Raw genomic sequence first — 18391 nt, 5'->3', positions numbered from 1 at the left:
CCCTGCTGACTCCAGAGGCATTATGCATAAATTACACGTCCACAATTTAAGCTATCAACACCCTGATGGTTATGTACAATTTAAACAGCTTAACTTTTCAATCCACGAAAAAATCACCGCGATTATCGGCGCGAATGGCAGCGGAAAATCAATATTGGTGAGTCTTTTGGTTAACCAACAACAGCCTAGTACGGGACATGTTGAGTTTAGCGGCACGCGGTTAGTCGTGACGCAACAGCAGTTAAGTGATCACAACTTGCAAGGCTCTTCAAATACCATTGACCAACTGTTAGGAATAGATAAAAAGTTGGCAGCCCTTGCACGTATTAGCCAAGGGAGTATTGCTGAGGCTGATTTTGCGCTGGTAGGTGACGATTGGCTATGTGAGCAAAACTATCAACAACAGCTGTTAACCTTCGGTATTGAAGCACCACTGACTACTCCAATAAATCATTTGAGCCCAGGCCAACAACGTTGCTTAACACTTTATTGTGCCCTACAAGCACAGCCTGACTTACTGGTTTTAGATGAGCCAAGCAACCATTTAGACCAAACAGCAAAACAATGGTTAATAAAGCAATTACATGCGTTTAAAGGGCTAGTCGTTATTGTTAGCCATGATCGTCAGTTGCTAAATCATTGCAGTGCTATCATTGAGCTAAACAACCTTGGCACCCATTACGAAACCGGTAACTACCAGCATTTTTGCCAGCAAAAATCTCTGCAACAAACCGCCCTTACCAAACAAATAAACCACTTAGCAAAAGAGCAAAAAAAGCACCAACATCAAACTCAAATTAACCATGAGAAAGCACAACAACGAGCCGCACAAGGCTCTCAACAACGCCGCAATGCCAGCCAACCTAAAGTCATGTTAGATTTTAAAAAAACAGTGCGCAAGCGAGTAAAGGGGCGAATCAGCGTTTAGCCTCAGCAAAACTTGATGAGTTAGCCAAAAAGCAGCAACTGCTAAAACAGCAACGACCAAACAGTATTGAGCGCAAGTTAAAATTCAGCCAACCCAGCAGTAATAAACGCTTACTGTTTATTGATAAACTTTGCTTACCCTATGGTTGTAGTAAACACCCTGTGACCTTACAAATTAACAGTGGTGATAAACTACATATTGCAGGGTCTAATGGCTCGGGTAAATCAACGCTACTGAGAATGATCAGTGAAACAACTAAGTCACCCGCAGCAACGGCAATTCAATTAAATAGTAAGGTACTGTATATTGATCAACACTGCTCGCTGCTAGCAACGAATCATAGCCTAAAAGAAGCCGTGGAACATTACTGCCCTGAACTTGACTCACAGCAAGTGCGATACTCATTAGCTGCTATTGGCTTTAAAGGCGACAATATTCACCGTGAAATACAGCAATTAAGTGGCGGCGAGAAAATGCAACTCGCCATGCTTATTGCCGCGCAAAATGCGGGGCAATATTTACTCTTATTGGACGAACCCGACAACCATTTAGATCTCGATAACAAACAACTACTGGCGCAAGAGCTCGCCCGCTTTATCGGTAGCTATATATTAGTCAGCCATGATGAGGTGTTTATAAAACAAAGCCTAATTACTGATACGTTCACCTTATTGTAATTGCTAGTTACTATTAGAGTTGGTATTTTACGGTTAAACATAATTTTCAAGGAAAACAATGCGTTTATTTATTGTCACCACAGCTTTACTTACTTCAACATTAAGTACCGCGAGCGAAAAAAACGATATTGAACGCATTACGACTACGGCCTCGCGGGCTGAAGTTAGTGCAGATCCACTCCCTTTAGTGATCAGCAGTATTAGCCAAGCCCAGCTAGATTTAATAGCCCCAACTCATATAGAACAAGTTTTAAAACATATTGCGGGTGCCAATGTTCAACACGGGAACGGCCAAGAATATTTACCCGCACTGCGCTCACCAGTGCTTTCCGGTGCAGGTGCTTGCGGTGGAATTTTAACCGCAGAAGATGGCATTCCACTGCGTGCGGCTGGCTTTTGCAATATAAATGAACTATTTGAAGCCCATACAGAAATGGCCGAGCGTGTTGAGGTTTTAAAAGGTCCTGGTTCTGCACTCTATGGTTCAAATGCAGTACATGGCGTTATCAATGTGATCACCCCAGACACCACCTATGATGAGCATTTAGTTGGGCTTGATTTAGGTTCTTATGGGTATAGTCGCTTAAAATTACGCAGTGGGAAAGATTTAGGCAATCAAGGTATTGGAATAAATGCCAGTGTAACCCGTGATACCGGCTACCGTGATGATGAAAGTGTCGACCAAGAAAAGCTAAACCTACGCCACCGCTATAGCAACAACGAACTATCAATAACAACGGGGCTTAGCTATACCAATCTTGATCAACAAACTGCAGGCTTTATCGAAGGCTTTGAAAGCTATAAAGATGACGAAATTGCCCAGCAAAACTTTGACCCAGATGCATTCAGAGAGGCACGTTCATTTAGGTTATGGTCAAAGACCCAATGGCAAAAAGAGCAAGATAGTCTGACTATTACGCCCTATGTACGCAGTCAAAGCATGACCTTTTTCAAGCATTTCTTACCGGGCACACCACTTGAAGAAAATAGCCAAAATGGTGTTGGCATACAATCACTTTGGCAACATGCATACTCAAACACTTTTACCTTAAATTTAGGCCTAGACAGCGAATACACCCGCGCTGACTTTTTGCAATATCAAGACCAACCAACACAAGGATCTGACTTTTTAATCGCCACAGTGCCACAAGGTAAGCATTACGATTACGATGTTAGCAGCACCTTACTTGCTCCTTTTGTTAGTTTAGATTGGCAATGGCAAGCACTTAGTATCAGCCTTGGCGCCCGGTTTGAACAACTCAATTACGACTACACCAATAATATGTTGGCAGGTCGCACTGACGAGAATGGCAATGAATGCGGATTTGGCGGGTGTCGCTACTCACGCCCTCCAAGTGGCGAAAACAAATTTACTAATACTTCACCGAAACTAGGCCTTAGCTATCAATTAAGTACTAATAATTATCTATATGCAAACTTATCCAAAGGCTACCGTGCACCGCAAGCAGCGGAGTTATACCAATTACAACGCGAGCAGCAAGTGGCAGATCTGGAATCTGAAACTGCCGATAATTTAGAGTTTGGCTTTAAAGGGCAATACCAACAATTACACTATGTGCTCAGTGCTTATGCAATGAACAAAGAAAACGTGATCTTTCGCGATAGTGACTTTTTTACCGTTAATGACGGGCAAACTAAGCACCGAGGCGTTGAACTAGAACTAGATTACCAGCTCACCGAGTCACTGCAATTAGCACTTGCAGCAAGCCACGCAGAACACACATATAGCTATGCTCAAATATTATCGGGGGTAAATATTATCGGCAATGATGTCGACACCGCACCGCGTAACATTGCCAATGTGCAAATTAACTTCCAAGCAACAGATGCCACAATAGTTGCGCTTGAATGGCACCATGTAAGCGACTACTTTACCGATCCTGAAAACCTCCACAGCTATGCAGGACATGATTTAATTAACTTACGTGGCGCTTGGCAAATCAATGAACAACTGAAGGTAACAGCTCGCATTAATAACCTCCTTGATGCCGCTTATGCCGAGCGCGCCGATTACACCAGCTTTACCGGCGACCGTTACTTTCCAGGGAGACCACGTAATATTATGTTCTCAGCAAGTTACGCTTGGTAGTTACCTAGCTTGAGTCAGTCCGCCACTGAATACATCACCTCTTGCTGTACTGCCGCATAACTTATTGCGTTTGACTCTGCTTTTTTGTATTCGTGTTTCTAATTGCCGTTCATAAGGCTATAAACGAATGACTTGAAAAGGTGGGGTTAATTATTTTCAATTAGCTATGGAAACCATTAATTGTTAAGAATAAGTTATTCAAAATTAAAGATTGATGAGCAGTCAATTTAATATAAAGGTCACGCTTGTTCAGGTATAATCTGCGTACCTAACAGCCACCTTGTGATGTAAGTTTTGTATTCAACCCCAACTAAGCGGACTGCTTTCTCTTCTATTATCCTTATTCTCGGCGTTTTCTTTATTGCTGTTAATTTACGTGCGCCCGTGACCGGTATCGCTCCTGTACTCGAGAGCATTATTGCATCATTTAGCTTATCTCCTTCTCAAGCGGGCATGTTGACGACCTTACCTTTATTGGCTTTTGCTCTAGCCTCACCATTGGCTAACTTACTTGCTAAAAAGCTCGGGCTCGAAATTACCCTTTTTATTGCTTTGTTGCTCATTGGCACGGGACTGGCTTCTCGATTAATCCCTAGCGTACCTTTATTGTATTTAGGCACCGCTGTTATTGGTGTGGGTATTGCCATAGGTAACGTACTACTACCGAGCTTAATAAAGCGCGATTTCCCGCACAAAGTCGCTGTTATGACTTCGGCCTATGTATTAGCGATGGCTATTTTTGGCGGCGCTTACTCTGCTATCGTGCTGCCACTTAGTGAATGGCACGATATGGGCTGGCAGCTAGCCCTTGCAAGTTATGGTTTATTTACTTTACTCAGTATTGTTCTTTGGTTGCCGCAACTTAAATATCACACCATGCCTGCGAAAGAGTTATCTCCTCCTCCCGTACAAGCTAATGTATGGAAGCAATCTCTCGCATGGCAAATTACCCTGTTACTTGGGCTTAATTCATTTTTTACTTATATTATGGTGGCATGGTTACCCAGTATTTTAATTGAAGGTGGCGTGTCGCCCGTTAAAGCTGGCGCTATGCAAGGGGCGTTTCAGGCGGCATCGGCGGTGCCTGGTATTGTATTGATCCCGTTATTGGCGCGATTAAAAGATCAACGAGTTTTAACCAGCTCACTAGCCCTAATTGGCGCACTGTGTTCATTTGGTTTGTTATTTATGCCTGAATTAGCATTGTTTTGGTCAATTACCTTAGGTTTTTGCTCAGGTGCTTGTTTTATCCTAGGTTTATCGTTTGTTAGCTTACGTACTCACAATAGCCGTCAAGCAGCATCGCTTTCTGCTATGGCCCAGTGTATTGGTTATTTAATCGCAGCAACAGGGCCTATGTTAGCAGGTGCACTACATACCCAATTTAATAGCTGGGCGCCTACATTATGGCTTTGTGCTATCGCTAGTTTAGGTTGTGCTTTATTTGGTTACCTAGGTGGGCGCAACATTACTTTAAAACAAGACGCTTAAGCCATTTAAAAAATGTGCGCTTTTCAGCTTGCTGTGCTTTATGCTGAGCAGCCAAGCTTGTTGCGCACCTTTCCCGCTCTGCAAGCCGAGCTTGCGCTAAATTTGCTTTAGCGCTGAAGCGCAAGCGTTGTTCAACGCTCAAATCATTATCGAATTTGCATTGCGACTTATTTGCCGCACGATTAGATTTTACTGAACCACACATTAGCTGCCTCCTAAACTATAACCTCATTTTAGTAGACAGCAGTATGGCTATTTTTCTTTCAATTATTTACTCGGTGGAACTGTATCAAAACCCGTAATTGTATTTAGTTCTTTAAGCCAAGCAGGACTTGAACGACACCATATTTGCGCTTTAGGGATAAGCTGTTCACGTTGCTCAACAGCCCCGATGCGCAAACCATATACTTTATCGCCTTCACCTACAGATGTTGCATACAACGACGTACCACAGTTACCACAAAAACCCTGTGCACGTTTATTGCCGCTTTCAGCCGTTTTTATATACTCTTTAGGTGTTGCAGCCGTGAAAGTAATCGCATTTGGATGTGACATCACTACAGTACGAAATGGTGCACTGGCAATAACTTGGCAATCTGTACAATGACAGTTAATCACTTTATTTTCATCTACTTCAGCAGTGTAAGTTACTTCCCCACAATGACAACGCCCGGTGATCTGCATAATAATCCTTAAAATAATTTATTTTTTAATGTATAAAACTCTACGTTAAAAATTGCAAAAAACACAGTAATACTGAATTTTAGCAACAAATAAATTAGACCGGATTAACGATTTTTATATTGCGTCTTACAGTGACTTCGCCCAACGGCAGGATCACGTAATTTGAGATGTTTTGTTATTCGTCCTGTATGGCGTTTACGCCAAACTTTAAATGAGCCTACAGATACATTACTTCGCATAAAGTTAACTAGCTGGGAGTAATTTAATCCATAAAGATGTTCTATGGCCTCAAATGGCGTGCGGTCCTCCCACGCCATTTCAATAATTCGTGATGTATCACTATCATTAAACTGCATTAATCACCCAAAACTTTTTTATACGCGCGTATTGTCGATTTAGCTCACTCTAGTTCAGCGCGTATATCTACTCGCCATGGCGGGTTTAAGCGGTTTTCTCCCGCCCAATACAATTTGATCATATTTCCTGATGGATCTTTCAGTTTTACTTCTTGCCATAAATAACGCTGCTCAACAATTTTAGTATCGAATTTAATACCTTTGGCTTTTAGAGATTTTACCCACTGGTTTAAATCATCACATTCAAAGTAGATAACGGCACTATTAGTTACAGCATGATCAGCAAGTACTAATGAAAACGTGGCTTTATTAGCGCATTCGAAACGTGAATAGTGAGGGCTTTTAACGATTTGGGTAAAGCCTAGAGTAAGATAAAAGTGATTGGCTTTTTCGATATTAATTACAGGAAGGGTGATTTGATTAAGGTTCATAGTCGTTACCTAAATATTGAATTAGATAACGACTTTAAAACCTTAACTTAACCTGAGGTCAATTAGTAATTTATATCTTGATATTAAGAAGCTTGATAGCGATTTGCTTGTTTGATGCTAGCAAAATCATTGAAGCGAACACCGTGTTTTTTCATTACCTCAAGCACTTTTTTGCTGATCATTTGGCGTAAATAAAATGGCTGATTTGGCACAAAGTGATGGATTGTATGGGTATGGCCAAAGTTAAAACAAAACAAGTTAAACGGTGCAAACAAGCGACTCGATAAAACATGCGTTTGCTCCATCATATTATTAACGCCACCATAGTAATGCATTGATGACGTTACAAAGTTAAGTGAGCTTGAGCGCACAATATTAGGCACAATTAACACCACCATTAAAAACTCAAACACCGTCATTACATCTAACAGTAAAACCGGTGAGTTAGCTTCAAGCGGCATAAATAAGTTCACTAAATGAAATACAATAATGCTGTATAAAATTGCAAAGTACGCAGTAGTTACTGGGAACCCGGCATTAAACACTTTAAAAAAGCTAAAGCCTTTAATTTCTTTACTAAAACGCTTTGTGTTAATAAGTAAACCAAGCAAACCATCAACAATCACTAATGCGCGTAAAAATGGGTTTTTAATACCGTTACCGACTAAACGTTCTTCAAGGTCTTGTTCGGTACCCGAGGTTTTATGATGATGTAAATGCATCTTGCGGCGATACCATGGGCTAATGGTGTTCGGTCGCATCAACCACACGGTGAGCATCATAAAGTTATGTAAAAAACGCTGATTACTAAAATATTGTTTATGAATAAGGTCGTGTTCTAGCTCATGTGAAATTGAAGTCGCAATGGCCGCTAATACAATACATAACCAAGCGGGAATAATAGCAAAGTAATAAAGTGTGCCTACACCTATTAACGCTGCAAGTGAGAGTAAAAGAATCGCCATACCTAAAGTGTTTTGATGGGCTAACAGCGGGTGCTTTTGACGAAGCCTCGCTTCTTCGGCTTTAATCGCCTTCACAATAGTTTGAATATTTTCTTTGGCACTTAACGTGTTCATAAATAGCAACTGATAATCAAAGTTGCGCAGATCATACCCAAATAAATAAAAAGCTGCTATAGCGAGAGCAACGAGCAAATAGATGCAAAGACAGGGGCACTCAATGGTCGTGCAAATGGCAGTATCCAAGAAGGTACATAACATACGCCACAATTTACATCAAGTGCAACAGGCCATATGCATGCAACAGGTTATAATAATGTCACTAAAGTAGGTGCGCTAACAGGCCAAGCTATTGTGTCTTTCCCGCCTCCTACAATTGGTAGTTATCAGTCACCCTTTACGGCAAGTTTCGCAGTCGACAATAATTGGAGTGGTAAAGGCAGCTTTTCTGTGGGTGATAACACCTAATCAATGCACGGTAAGTCTAACTGACTAACAACCTGCCAATAAATTTAATATCGGCACTCGTCTGAAGTGCCGCACTCCACTTATCTAAGAACCTGCAGTCTATTCAATATCAAAGCCTTCTACTTGTAACTTATTTGCTTAACTTTTTAAAACTAACCTGTGACAAAAGTGACTTCTAGTCGCCTCTGTGTGTATTATAGTAAGAAGCTGATTAATACGAGTTTGCAAATAATCATAACAATGATCAAAAGACTGCAAGGGATCCTGCCTAAAAAATGAAAACCAGTAAGCTAAGTATAAGATTATTATGGTATATCACTCCGTTGGTGATTTTACCGCTATTATTTTTAGGTGGTTTTACGCTTACCAATGTAACAAGCTCTACACAAAAACAAGCAGAGCTAATTGTTAGTCGTTTTGTAGAGCAACAACAACAAAAAGTATTTAATTACATTGATTCATTTCATTCAACAACCAAGCTTTTATCAACCTCACCGGTATTAAGTGACTTTTTAGCAGACGACTTACGCGACAGTGGTAATTACACCCGTCGCTTAGGGGCTCTCATGGATGTATTTGCCAGTTACTCAGAAGCTTACCCTGATATTATTAGTGTCAACTTAGTCTCCCCGACTGGCAAAAGTGATGCTTACTATTCGAGTAATTTAAATACGGCACCTACTCAATACCCTTTCTTTTCCCGAGTATTGCAAAGTAATTTACGGCAACAACAATTTATGGTGCAAAAGAGTGATGGCACCACCAGTCTTTATTTCATACAGCGAATTTATAGCGCTGATTACTATTTAAAGCGCCCACAGCAGTTAGGCTTTATTATATTGCACGTAGAGCCATCGATTTTAAATACCAGTATTTTAGAGTCCCCTTATAACAATACGTTAAACCTATTGTTAACCGAAGACGGTAAAATTTTATTTAGCTCAGATTACGATAAACGAGGCCAATACATTAGTGAGTATGAGCTTAAACAAATTCACAACTTGGCTGATTTAGGCAAGCTCTCAACCATCGAGCTATCTAGCATAGACAAGATAGAGCGGATGATATATGCCGTGCAGATGAGCGGCGGCTATTATTATGTCTCTACGATCCCCAAAGCCCTGTTGTATCAATCAGGCAAAGCAATTAGTTTGATCACCGCTTTAATTGTGATTATTTCAGTGATCACTCTGCCGATGCTGATTTTTATTGTCGTGCGTAACTTATTATTAAACCCTATAGAGCTTTTAGGTGCGGCAAGTCATCGCGTTGGCGATGGTGATTTATCGGTATATTTACCCGCCCATAATAATGATGAAGTCGGTGTTTTATTTAATGACTTTAATCACATGGTGAACCAAATACGGCACTACCAAGATGAACTAGAAGAATATAAGCATCACCTTGAAGATAAAGTAGAAAGTCGGACAAAAGCACTCGAAACCATGAACAGCCAGCTCGAATGTGCTATTGCTCAGGCTGAACAAGCAAATCAGTTAAAAAGCCGTTTTTTAGCAAATATGAGCCATGAAATTCGCACCCCACTCACTGCTATCATGGGCTTTACCGAACAATTAATACAGAGTAAAAAAGCGCAAAGCGATGAGCTTCATCTCACCACTATTTTACGTAATTCAAAACACTTACTTGAGCTTATCAATAATATTTTAGATTTATCGAAAATCGAAGCTGAAAAGTTAGCTGTAGAAAAAGAGCCGCTTGATATCGTTCAACTTGTGCATGATATAGACTCAATAATTCGCCCGCTCACACAAGAGAAAAATCTAAAATGTGATATCAACTTTCATTTACCCTTACCTAAAATCATCAACTCAGATGCGACACGGTTAAAACAAATTCTCATCAATATTGCTAGTAACGCCGTTAAATTTACCGAGCAAGGTTTGATCACCTTAGATATAACTTTTGATGCTGAATCGCAACTCATTGAGTTTGCCATCCAAGACAGCGGTATCGGCATGTCGGAACACGAAATTGAGCGAGTATTTAAGCCGTTCGAACAAGCAGATACAACAACAACTCGCCGCTTTGGTGGTACTGGGCTTGGGCTGTGTATTTCCAAAAACTTAGCCCAGTTACTGGGCGGCGATGTATATGTAAAAAGCGCCCCTGGCGAAGGTAGTTGTTTTAGGGTAAAAATAGCCTGTAACTTAGAGGCTGTCAGTGATGAACCAACGCTTATGCTAACAGAGCTGAGCCAATTAACACCAGAAAAAGACGCCCAGCTATCGTTTGCGGCTAATAGCTTTGATGCCAATATTTTGGTTGCTGAAGACAACCCTGACAACCAAGTTTTAATTACCCTACTGCTACAAACATGGGGGCTTGAGCCTGACATAGCTAATAACGGCGCAGAGGCGGTAGAAATGGCCTTAGTGAACGATTATCAAGTTATCATTATGGATATGCAAATGCCGGTTATGGGTGGTTTAGAGGCAACACAAATGCTACGCCATGCCGCTTACGATGGCCCGATCATCGCGCTGACTGCCAATGTCATGAAACATGATGTCGACACCTACCTAAGTGCAGGCTGTAACGAGGCCTTAGCTAAGCCTATTGATAAAGATGCTTTAGAAAATGTATTAGTCAGGTACCTACATATTGAAAAAGACAGCCAAAATAAGTGGGATTCACTCCTCAATAGTGAGAAGTTCCAACAGATAAACGAAAACTACCGTTCCAAATTACCTGAGTATTTAGCACAAGTGAACGAGTTATATCATGCTGGTGAGTGGGAAGAATTAAGAGCACTGGCCCATAATTTAAAAGGTAGCGCAGGATGCTTTGGTTTTACTAACATTCACCTAGCCGCGGCGGCGCTTGAAGATAACTTACGTGGCCGTACAAGCGATAAAAACCGCCGAGATTACTTAGCCTTGAGCTTAATTGAGGCAATAAAATACACCCAAAGCCAACACCATTAAGCAAATAGTAAAGTCATCCCCATCAAAATAGCATCTTCAAAGCCATTTTTATTGGGGTCATCACTTGGGTAGTAATTTTTGCGTACCGACATTTCACTAAAGCCAGCAAGCTCATACAATTTAATTGCGCGGACATTGGTTTCGCGTACTTCTAAAAATAAGTTTTCAGCATTATGCTGCTTGGAATAAGCAATAAACTCAGCCAGCAATTGCTTTGCAATTCCCTGCCCTTGACAATCTGGTGCAACGCAAATATCCATTAACGTAAAATCAGGGCCGGCTTTTTCACCTATGTAAAACCCCACCATGCGCTCATCGTCAAATGCAGCTAAATTAAAATAACGCCCTGCTAAGCAAGATTGCATGGTTTTAACTGTCCATGGGTGACTGTGACAGGCGCTCTCAATGCTCATCAACGCGTCAATTGAAGATTCCGTAACAGCTTTAAAGGTTATCAAGTTTATCGCTCATCAGCGCCCACAGCGCACGTTTATGTTCAGGTTTAAGCTGTGCTGAAGGTAAGCTCAACGTGTCGTTAAGCCAGTTTATAGCTTCTGTTTGGATCACATGATTAATCGTGTGTGGCGAAACGGCTCGATTTAGATCGGCCAACAACACAGCGTTAAGTTCAAGTATGTTACTTTTCGACTCTGCGGCTGGGCTTTTTTCGGCTGATTGTTCTAGGTGAGTATCCGCACTATTATATTGCGCAGTTTCATCACGAAAATGCTGATTCAGTTCGAGGTTTTCTATACCAAAAATAGCTGCGTGACGTGGATGCATAACAACTCAGTAGATTTAAACACTGGAACAATATAAGAAGTAATAAAAACGATGTAAAGAAGAAATGGCAGGGGCGGAGAGATTCGAACTCCCAACCGTCGGTTTTGGAGACCGCTGTTCTACCAATTGGAACTACGCCCCTGCAATGACGACGAATTATAGAGACCTTTCGCTAAAGGTAAAGAAAAAAATTACTTTTTTGGTTTGATTGCTTTTTAAATAAACAAAACGGCGAATTAGCATGCTAATCCGCCGTTTTGCAATCAGTTACAAAAACCTTTTAAAAGTTTATTCCCACTCAATCGTAGCCGGTGGTTTACCTGAAATATCGTAAACAACGCGTGAGATACCGTCGATTTCATTGATAATACGGTTTGAAACCACACCTAAGAACTCATACGGTAAATGTGACCAACGCGCGGTCATAAAGTCGATAGTTTCAACGCAACGTAGACTTACAACCCAGTCGTATTTACGTGCATCGCCCATCACACCTACCGATTTAACCGGTAAGAATACAGTAAATGCTTGGCTTACTTTGTGGTAAAGCTCAGCTTTATGTAGCTCTTCAATGAAGATAGCATCAGCACGGCGTAGTAAATCACAGTACTCTTTTTTGATCTCACCAAGTACACGTACACCTAAACCTGGCCCCGGGAACGGGTGGCGGTAAAGCATGTCGTACGGTAAACCTAGCTCTAAACCAATTTTACGTACTTCATCTTTAAATAATTCACGTAATGGCTCTACTAAGCCCATCGCCATATCATCAGGTAAGCCACCCACATTATGGTGAGATTTAATCACATGTGCTTTACCTGTAGCAGAAGCTGCCGATTCAATGACGTCTGGGTAGATAGTACCTTGACCTAACCATTTCGCATTTTTCAGCTTTTTAGACTCTTCATCAAACACTTTTATAAATGTATGACCAATCGCTTTACGCTTCTCTTCTGGATCTGATTTTCCAGCAAGGTCAGCTAAAAAGAGCTCTTCAGCATCTACTTTAATAATGTTTAAGCCAAACTTATTGCCAAACATGTCCATAACTTGCTGACCTTCGTTTAAACGAAGTAAGCCATTATCAACAAACACACAAGTTAACTTATCGCCAATAGCACGATGAATAAGCATAGCCACAACCGATGAATCTACACCGCCTGACAAGCCTAAGATAACTTCGTCATCGCCAACAGTTTCTTTGATACGCTCAATAGCGTCATCAATGATTTTTGCTGGAGTCCACAGTTTTTCACAGCCACAAATATCAATTGCAAAACGTTCTAATAAACGTTGGCCTTGATGTGTGTGTGTTACTTCTGGGTGAAATTGTACACCGTAAAAACGCTTTTCTTCGTTAGACATTGCTGCATGTGGGCAGGTAGATGTTTTAGCTGTGGTGGTGAAAGTATCCGGAATTTCCATTACTTTATCACCATGGCTCATCCATACATCTAGTACGCCGTTGCCACCATCAGTAATATGATCTTCAATGGCATCAAATAATGCACAATCACCTACTTTTTCAACTTGGGCGTAGCCAAACTCTTTCTTGTCAGAGCTGTGTACACGACCACCAAGTTGCGTTGCCATTGTTTGCATACCGTAGCAAATACCTAACACTGGCACACCAGCATTAAATACGTACTCAGGGGCACGCGGGCTGTTTTCTAGGGTTGTTGACTCAGGGCCACCAGAAAGAATGATACCTTGTGGGTTGAATTCACGGATTTGCTCTTCCGTTACATCCCATGCCCACAGTTCACAGTAAACACCAATTTCTCGCACACGGCGGGCGATCAATTGCGTGTATTGCGAACCAAAGTCTAAAATAAGAATTCGTGAATCGTGAATGTCTTTGCTCATTGAGGGTCTCGTTAGTCAAGAACTGGCATTCAGGTAACCTGAATGACTATAAATAAGGGCCAGCAAATGCTGGCCCAGTAATTTCAATATCTTATGGCTATTAGCCTAAGCGATAGTTAGGCGCTTCTTTAGTGATTTGCACGTCATGAACGTGTGATTCACCCATACCTGCTGAAGTAACACGTACAAACTGTGGCTTAGTATTTAGCTCATCAATGGTTGCACAACCCGTTAAGCCCATTGCACTGCGCAGGCCGCCCACTTGTTGGTGGATGATAGTCGCGATTGGCCCTTTATAAGCCACTCGACCTTCAATCCCTTCAGGAACTAGCTTGTCAGCTTGGTTTGATTTTTGGAAGTAACGGTCTGATGAACCTTCTTTTTGGTCCATTGCACCTAAGCTGCCCATACCACGGTATGATTTGTAGTAACGACCTTGGTAAAGTTCAACTTCACCAGGCGCTTCTTCAGTACCCGCAAGCATAGAGCCAACCATGACACAAGATGCACCAGCAACTAATGCTTTTACGATATCACCTGAGAAACGAATACCGCCATCGGCAATAACTGGAATGTCGCGACCTTTAAGGCCTTCAACAGCATCAGAAATAGCCGTAATTTGTGGTACACCACAACCTGTTACGATACGTGTCGTACAGATTGAGCCTGGGCCGATACCAACTTTAACCGCATCAACACCAGCATCAGCAAGGGCAATTGCACCTTCAGCTGTTGCTACGTTACCCGCAACAATTTGTAAATCAGGGAATGCTTGGCGAGTTGCCGCTACGCGGTCAATAACACCTTGAGAGTGGCCGTGTGAAGTATCAATCAGTAATACATCAACACCCGCTTCAACTAATGCAGCAATACGCTCATCAGTCCCTGCACCAACACCAACAGCAGCACCGACACGTAAACGGCCTTGCTCGTCTTTACATGCGTGAGGCTTATCTTGTGCTTTTTGGTAATCTTTAACTGTAATCATACCTTTAAGTTTAAAGGCATCATCAACAACAAGAATTTTTTCGATACGGTGTTCGTGCATTAAGCCTAAAATTTCTTCGCGTGCCGCGCCTTCTTTAACGGTAACAAGCTTGTCTTTTTTAGTCATAACTGTTGAAACTGGTTGCTCAAGCTTGGTTTCGAAACGCATATCACGGCTGGTAACAATACCAACAAGGCCATTATCAGCATCCGTTACCGGAAAACCTGAAAAACCTTTTTCTTCAGAAAGAGCAACTGCGTCCGCAATCGTTAAATCCGCAGTAACAGTAACAGGGTAAGAAACAATGCCTGCTTCGTACGTTTTAACTTTACGTACGTTTTTAGCTTGTTCTTCAATCGTCATGTTTTTGTGGATAAAACCTAAACCGCCCTCTTGCGCTAGCGCAATCGCTAAGCGAGCTTCTGTTACAGTATCCATAGATGCTGAAACTAGCGGCAAGTTAAGATTGATACCACGCGTTAAGCGAGTTGAAATATTTGCCGTGTGTGGCAAAACAGTAGAATGACCTGGTACTAAAAGTACGTCATCAAAGGTAAGAGCTTCTTTAGCAATTCTAAGCATTTTGGCAACTTCTCACATGTGGATCTTGTATAAGGAATTGCGGCCAAATTTTATCAGCGTTATCGGCATGAGTAAATAAGATTTAGCAAATATTTATGATAAAATACCCTCATCAGCGTTTTTAAGAGTCGTTTTATGGCCATAACTTCAAAGCAGCAAACGATTTATACCGTATCTAGGCTAAATCGAGAAATAAGAACTGTGCTTGAGCAAGGGTTTGCATCGTTAATTTTAACCGGTGAAATCTCAAATTTTATAACTCCCGCATCAGGTCACTGGTATTTCACTTTAAAAGATGACCGTGCTCAAGTAAAAGCCGCGATGTGGCGTGGCAATAATCGTGGACAACGCTATCGCCCTGAAAATGGCGCACAAGTTACTGTGCGAGCACGAGTATCATTATACGAACCCCGTGGCGACTATCAGCTAATTGTAGAGCATATGGAAGCTGCGGGTGAAGGCCAATTAAAACAAGAGTTTGATGAACTAAAAATGCGCCTTGCGGCACAAGGTTTATTTAGCTCAATGCATAAAAAGCCTTTACCCAGTGTTGTGCATCGCGTGGGAGTAGTAACATCTGCTACTGGGGCTGCAATCAAAGATATTTTAACGGTACTCAAACGCCGCGCACCACAACTTGAGGTGATCATTTATCCTGCTATGGTGCAAGGTAAAGACGCTCACTTACAATTGATTGATAAAATAACCTTGGCCAATATTCGTAATGAAGTCGATGTACTTATACTTGGCCGTGGCGGCGGCTCATTGGAAGATTTATGGTGCTTTAATCACGAGCAACTCGCTCACGCTATCTTTGAAAGTAGATTGCCAATTATCAGTGCTGTCGGTCATGAGATAGACACCACAATCAGTGATTATGTTGCCGATATACGTGCTGCAACCCCCAGTGCTGCAGCCGAGCTAGTAAGCCCAAACAGCGCAGAATTAACAAACCAAGTTCAGCAAATGCTTAACCGACTAGTTAACGCGTTTAAACATCAAGTGGCCGATAAACGAAGGCTTGCTGTGCAGCTTGAGCACAAACTCACACTTTGCCACCCGCGAAACCAGTTAACTCAGCAGGCACAACGCTTAGATGAGCTCAGCCTTGCATTACAAAATGCTATACATCAGCGTCTTTATCAGCAAGAGCGCCGATTAGCTAATTTAAAGCCACGTTTGTTACAGCGCTCCCCAGACAGAAAGCTAGCGCAAGCGAACCATCAATTGCAACAGCTACAAGCGCGATTACAACAAGCTATACAGCAACGTCTTGGTAGCGCTAAAAACAACCTTGCTATGCAAGCAGGCCGATTAGATTCAGTCAGCCCACTGAATGTACTCGCGCGCGGTTATAGCATTACTAAATCGCAGCAAGGCAAGGTAATAAAGTCAGTCGCGGATGTGAAATCGGGTGATATGCTAATTACTGAACTTGCTGATGGCAGCATTGAGTCTCAGGCCAAATAATTACTGCTCTGTGCTGAGCAACAATTTAAAATCCGTATCACTAGATGTAGAAGTGCTGGTTTTAAATTGTTGCCAAAACGCTTGTTTTACCAGTTTATCATTTAGTTCTCGCCATTGAGTGTGATCAAACTCCTCTTCACCCTCAGGCGCTGCTAATTCAAACTTACACACTGATGTTTTACACTCAGCGCTAACGAGCTCTGGTGTAACGGTTAAATCGGCGGTTAATAAAAAATCTTGCAAAGCGGCTTCTGTGCGATAAGCCCAGTCTTCATCTCGTGCTTGCTCGGCAAATTTATCTAGCAATACTTGCTCAAAATCAGAAGGGGCTTGCAGCTGTTTTTGATAACGCTTTACCGCAGCTTGCTGCACTGCGAGCGCTTGTTTGAGCTCTTTAACTTGTTGCTCTAATTGTTCATTAGACGCTGCAGTATCAGTATTCTTTTGCATATCGACCTGAGGCTTTGCAGTTTTAGTTGCTGATAAAGTCGTAATTTGTGCAACTTCAACGGTTTGTCTTGGTACTTTAGAGGTTGATTGAATGTGCTCCAAACCTGTTAGAGGTTGTGAAGACGTAGGCTCAGTAAATAAAAAATAGCCTGAAGCTAACGCTGCGCCCGCTATAAAAGCAAGCAATAAAGACAATAGGCTATTTTTCATCATTTCGTTGTAACTCCTTTACTACGCTTTATAACACGGCACTTTACAACATGGCACTTTACAACATGGCACTGGTGTGCGATTCGTTTTCAGGTTCGGCTTCTAAAAAGTTTTGATTCATGCTCTCTGCCGGACACGGACAATTTGGTTTACCCACAATTTTAGCAGGTACGCCAACGGCTGTTGTATGTGGTGGTACAGGGCTAAGTACAACAGAGCCGGCACCAATTCTTGCACCTTCCCCTACTTCAATATTCCCGAGCACTTTTGCACCTGCGCCAATCAGTACACCAGCGCGAATTTTAGGGTGACGATCACCTTTTTCGTTACCAGTACCACCTAGGGTCACAGATTGCAAAATTGATACATTATCTTCGATTACTGCGGTTTCACCAATGACTATGCCAGTTGCATGGTCAAACATAATACCATGACCGACTTTACAAGCAGGATGGATATCAACGCCAAATACTTCTGAGGTACGGCTTTGAATAAATCGCGCGAGCTCTTTGCGGTTTTGACGCCATAAGCAATGGGCAAGTCTATGAGCTTGAATTGCATGAAAACCCTTTAAATTTAAAATCACAGTTAAGTATGTATCGGCAGCAGGGTCTCTATCTTTAACCGCTTTAATATCATGGGCAACATGGGTGAGCATTCGGTCGCAATCAACAAAAGCTTGATCAAATAATTCGCGAATTGTAAAAGCCGATACAACCGCATCTGATAATTTATTAGCAACAATAAAGCTTAATGCCGAACCTAAACACTCATGATTAAGCACACAGGAATACACATGACTTGCTAAAAGTGGTTCGCGAGTTACAACTTCATTCGCTTCAGTACGAAGCTGTTGCCAAATTTCATGACGCATTAGACGGCCTTAAATTAATACAAAATATGCTTTGTGCCAGTTTAACGGATTTCATCGCAAATGTGTTAACGCTGTAATTATTTGTTCTGGTTATTAGTTATAACTAATCGCAA

Annotated in this window: 18 protein-coding genes and 1 tRNA gene; 7 read left to right on the top strand and 12 right to left on the bottom strand. The window is 41.7% G+C overall.

Annotated features, from left to right (window positions below; translation table 11 throughout):
* The first annotated feature begins 22 nt into the window (after positions 1–22).
* The 4 genes from NQT69_RS13710 to NQT69_RS13695 all read left to right on the top strand — a co-directional run bounded on the left by NQT69_RS13710 (position 23) and on the right by NQT69_RS13695 (position 5206).
* A complete protein-coding gene (locus NQT69_RS13710; RefSeq protein WP_256828247.1) occupies positions 23–928 on the top strand; it encodes an ATP-binding cassette domain-containing protein in 906 nt (301 codons plus the stop codon).
* A gap of 161 nt (positions 929–1089) precedes the next feature.
* Complete coding sequence (locus tag NQT69_RS13705) at positions 1090–1605, top strand: ATP-binding cassette domain-containing protein (RefSeq protein ID WP_256828246.1); 516 nt, start codon at positions 1090–1092, stop codon at positions 1603–1605.
* Positions 1606–1663: 58 nt separating this feature from the next.
* On the top strand, positions 1664–3715 hold the full coding sequence (locus tag NQT69_RS13700) for a TonB-dependent receptor (protein WP_256828245.1): 2052 nt from the start codon (positions 1664–1666) through the stop codon (positions 3713–3715).
* Positions 3716–4009: 294 nt separating this feature from the next.
* A complete protein-coding gene (locus tag NQT69_RS13695; RefSeq protein ID WP_256828244.1) occupies positions 4010–5206 on the top strand; it encodes an MFS transporter in 1197 nt (398 codons plus the stop codon).
* Here the strand turns inward: NQT69_RS13695 and NQT69_RS13690 are convergent.
* The 5 genes from NQT69_RS13690 to NQT69_RS13670 all read right to left on the bottom strand — a co-directional run bounded on the left by NQT69_RS13690 (position 5184) and on the right by NQT69_RS13670 (position 7756).
* Entirely contained in the window at positions 5184–5411 is a 228-nt protein-coding gene (locus NQT69_RS13690) for a hypothetical protein (RefSeq protein ID WP_256828243.1), read from the bottom strand. The two genes, NQT69_RS13695 and NQT69_RS13690, sit on opposite strands and share 23 nt — an antisense overlap.
* Before the next feature lie 62 nt (positions 5412–5473).
* Positions 5474–5890, bottom strand: coding sequence for a GFA family protein (locus NQT69_RS13685; protein WP_256828242.1), 417 nt, complete (start codon positions 5888–5890; stop codon positions 5474–5476).
* 104 nt (positions 5891–5994) lie between these two features.
* Positions 5995–6246, bottom strand: a complete 252-nt coding sequence (locus NQT69_RS13680; protein ID WP_256828241.1) for a TIGR03643 family protein — start codon at positions 6244–6246, stop codon at positions 5995–5997.
* 44 nt (positions 6247–6290) lie between these two features.
* Entirely contained in the window at positions 6291–6677 is a 387-nt protein-coding gene (locus tag NQT69_RS13675; RefSeq protein WP_256828240.1) for a VOC family protein, read from the bottom strand.
* 83 nt (positions 6678–6760) lie between these two features.
* Complete coding sequence (locus tag NQT69_RS13670; protein ID WP_256828239.1) at positions 6761–7756, bottom strand: fatty acid desaturase; 996 nt, start codon at positions 7754–7756, stop codon at positions 6761–6763.
* A 177-nt stretch (positions 7757–7933) separates the two neighbouring features.
* On the opposite strand from NQT69_RS13670, the gene NQT69_RS13665 reads away from it, so the two are divergent.
* Together NQT69_RS13665 and NQT69_RS13660 are read left to right on the top strand one after the other, a co-directional pair.
* On the top strand, positions 7934–8107 hold the full coding sequence (locus NQT69_RS13665; RefSeq protein WP_256828237.1) for a hypothetical protein: 174 nt from the start codon (positions 7934–7936) through the stop codon (positions 8105–8107).
* A 275-nt stretch (positions 8108–8382) separates the two neighbouring features.
* A complete protein-coding gene (locus NQT69_RS13660) occupies positions 8383–11055 on the top strand; it encodes a hybrid sensor histidine kinase/response regulator (RefSeq protein ID WP_256828236.1) in 2673 nt (890 codons plus the stop codon).
* Here the strand turns inward: NQT69_RS13660 and rimI are convergent.
* The 5 genes from rimI to guaB all read right to left on the bottom strand — a co-directional run bounded on the left by rimI (position 11052) and on the right by guaB (position 15274).
* Positions 11052–11513, bottom strand: a complete 462-nt coding sequence (gene rimI / locus NQT69_RS13655) for a ribosomal protein S18-alanine N-acetyltransferase (RefSeq protein WP_256828234.1) — start codon at positions 11511–11513, stop codon at positions 11052–11054. The two genes, NQT69_RS13660 and rimI, sit on opposite strands and share 4 nt — an antisense overlap.
* On the bottom strand, positions 11500–11838 hold the full coding sequence (locus NQT69_RS13650) for a hypothetical protein (protein ID WP_256828233.1): 339 nt from the start codon (positions 11836–11838) through the stop codon (positions 11500–11502). Before NQT69_RS13650 ends, rimI begins: the two co-directional genes overlap by 14 nt.
* A gap of 65 nt (positions 11839–11903) precedes the next feature.
* Positions 11904–11980: transfer RNA gene (locus NQT69_RS13645), tRNA-Trp, on the bottom strand.
* A 146-nt stretch (positions 11981–12126) separates the two neighbouring features.
* On the bottom strand, positions 12127–13704 hold the full coding sequence (gene guaA, locus NQT69_RS13640) for a glutamine-hydrolyzing GMP synthase (protein WP_256828232.1): 1578 nt from the start codon (positions 13702–13704) through the stop codon (positions 12127–12129).
* 100 nt (positions 13705–13804) lie between these two features.
* On the bottom strand, positions 13805–15274 hold the full coding sequence (gene guaB / locus NQT69_RS13635; RefSeq protein ID WP_256828231.1) for an IMP dehydrogenase: 1470 nt from the start codon (positions 15272–15274) through the stop codon (positions 13805–13807).
* Between the two features lie 135 nt (positions 15275–15409).
* Here guaB and xseA point away from each other — a divergent pair, with 135 nt between their 5' ends.
* Positions 15410–16744 (top strand): exodeoxyribonuclease VII large subunit, encoded by a 1335-nt coding sequence (gene xseA, locus NQT69_RS13630; protein ID WP_256828230.1) that lies wholly within the window; start codon positions 15410–15412, stop codon positions 16742–16744.
* Here the strand turns inward: xseA and NQT69_RS13625 are convergent, their stop codons facing one another.
* Together NQT69_RS13625 and cysE are read right to left on the bottom strand one after the other, a co-directional pair.
* Positions 16745–17407 carry a hypothetical protein gene (locus NQT69_RS13625; RefSeq protein WP_256828229.1) on the bottom strand — a complete coding sequence of 221 codons (663 nt, stop codon included), beginning with the start codon at positions 17405–17407 and terminating at the stop codon, positions 16745–16747.
* A 55-nt stretch (positions 17408–17462) separates the two neighbouring features.
* Complete coding sequence (cysE, locus tag NQT69_RS13620; protein WP_256828228.1) at positions 17463–18278, bottom strand: serine O-acetyltransferase; 816 nt, start codon at positions 18276–18278, stop codon at positions 17463–17465.
* Between the last annotated feature and the right edge of the window lie 113 nt (positions 18279–18391).

It is taken from the genome of Pseudoalteromonas shioyasakiensis (genome assembly GCF_024518675.1).
GTDB classification, from domain to species: Bacteria; Pseudomonadota; Gammaproteobacteria; order Enterobacterales; family Alteromonadaceae; genus Pseudoalteromonas; species Pseudoalteromonas shioyasakiensis_B.
Note: the sequence above shows the minus strand (reverse complement) of the source record. Positions and strands in the feature narration are given on the sequence as shown.

Excerpts from the sequence above, each read along its gene's own strand:
- NQT69_RS13710 (WP_256828247.1), top strand. The coding sequence starts at position 23 with ATGCATAAATTACACGTCCACAATTTAAGCTATCAACACCCTGATGGT.
- NQT69_RS13700 (WP_256828245.1), top strand. The coding sequence starts at position 1,664 with ATGCGTTTATTTATTGTCACCACAGCTTTACTTACTTCAACATTAAGT.
- NQT69_RS13690 (WP_256828243.1), bottom strand. The coding sequence starts at position 5,411 with ATGTGTGGTTCAGTAAAATCTAATCGTGCGGCAAATAAGTCGCAATGC.
- NQT69_RS13685 (WP_256828242.1), bottom strand. The coding sequence starts at position 5,890 with ATGCAGATCACCGGGCGTTGTCATTGTGGGGAAGTAACTTACACTGCT.
- NQT69_RS13680 (WP_256828241.1), bottom strand. The coding sequence starts at position 6,246 with ATGCAGTTTAATGATAGTGATACATCACGAATTATTGAAATGGCGTGG.
- NQT69_RS13675 (WP_256828240.1), bottom strand. The coding sequence starts at position 6,677 with ATGAACCTTAATCAAATCACCCTTCCTGTAATTAATATCGAAAAAGCC.
- NQT69_RS13670 (WP_256828239.1), bottom strand. The coding sequence starts at position 7,756 with ATGAACACGTTAAGTGCCAAAGAAAATATTCAAACTATTGTGAAGGCG.
- NQT69_RS13665 (WP_256828237.1), top strand. The coding sequence starts at position 7,934 with ATGCATGCAACAGGTTATAATAATGTCACTAAAGTAGGTGCGCTAACA.
- NQT69_RS13660 (WP_256828236.1), top strand. The coding sequence starts at position 8,383 with ATGAAAACCAGTAAGCTAAGTATAAGATTATTATGGTATATCACTCCG.
- NQT69_RS13650 (WP_256828233.1), bottom strand. The coding sequence starts at position 11,838 with ATGCATCCACGTCACGCAGCTATTTTTGGTATAGAAAACCTCGAACTG.
- guaA (WP_256828232.1), bottom strand. The coding sequence starts at position 13,704 with ATGAGCAAAGACATTCACGATTCACGAATTCTTATTTTAGACTTTGGT.
- guaB (WP_256828231.1), bottom strand. The coding sequence starts at position 15,274 with ATGCTTAGAATTGCTAAAGAAGCTCTTACCTTTGATGACGTACTTTTA.
- xseA (WP_256828230.1), top strand. The coding sequence starts at position 15,410 with ATGGCCATAACTTCAAAGCAGCAAACGATTTATACCGTATCTAGGCTA.
- NQT69_RS13625 (WP_256828229.1), bottom strand. The coding sequence starts at position 17,407 with ATGATGAAAAATAGCCTATTGTCTTTATTGCTTGCTTTTATAGCGGGC.
- cysE (WP_256828228.1), bottom strand. The coding sequence starts at position 18,278 with ATGCGTCATGAAATTTGGCAACAGCTTCGTACTGAAGCGAATGAAGTT.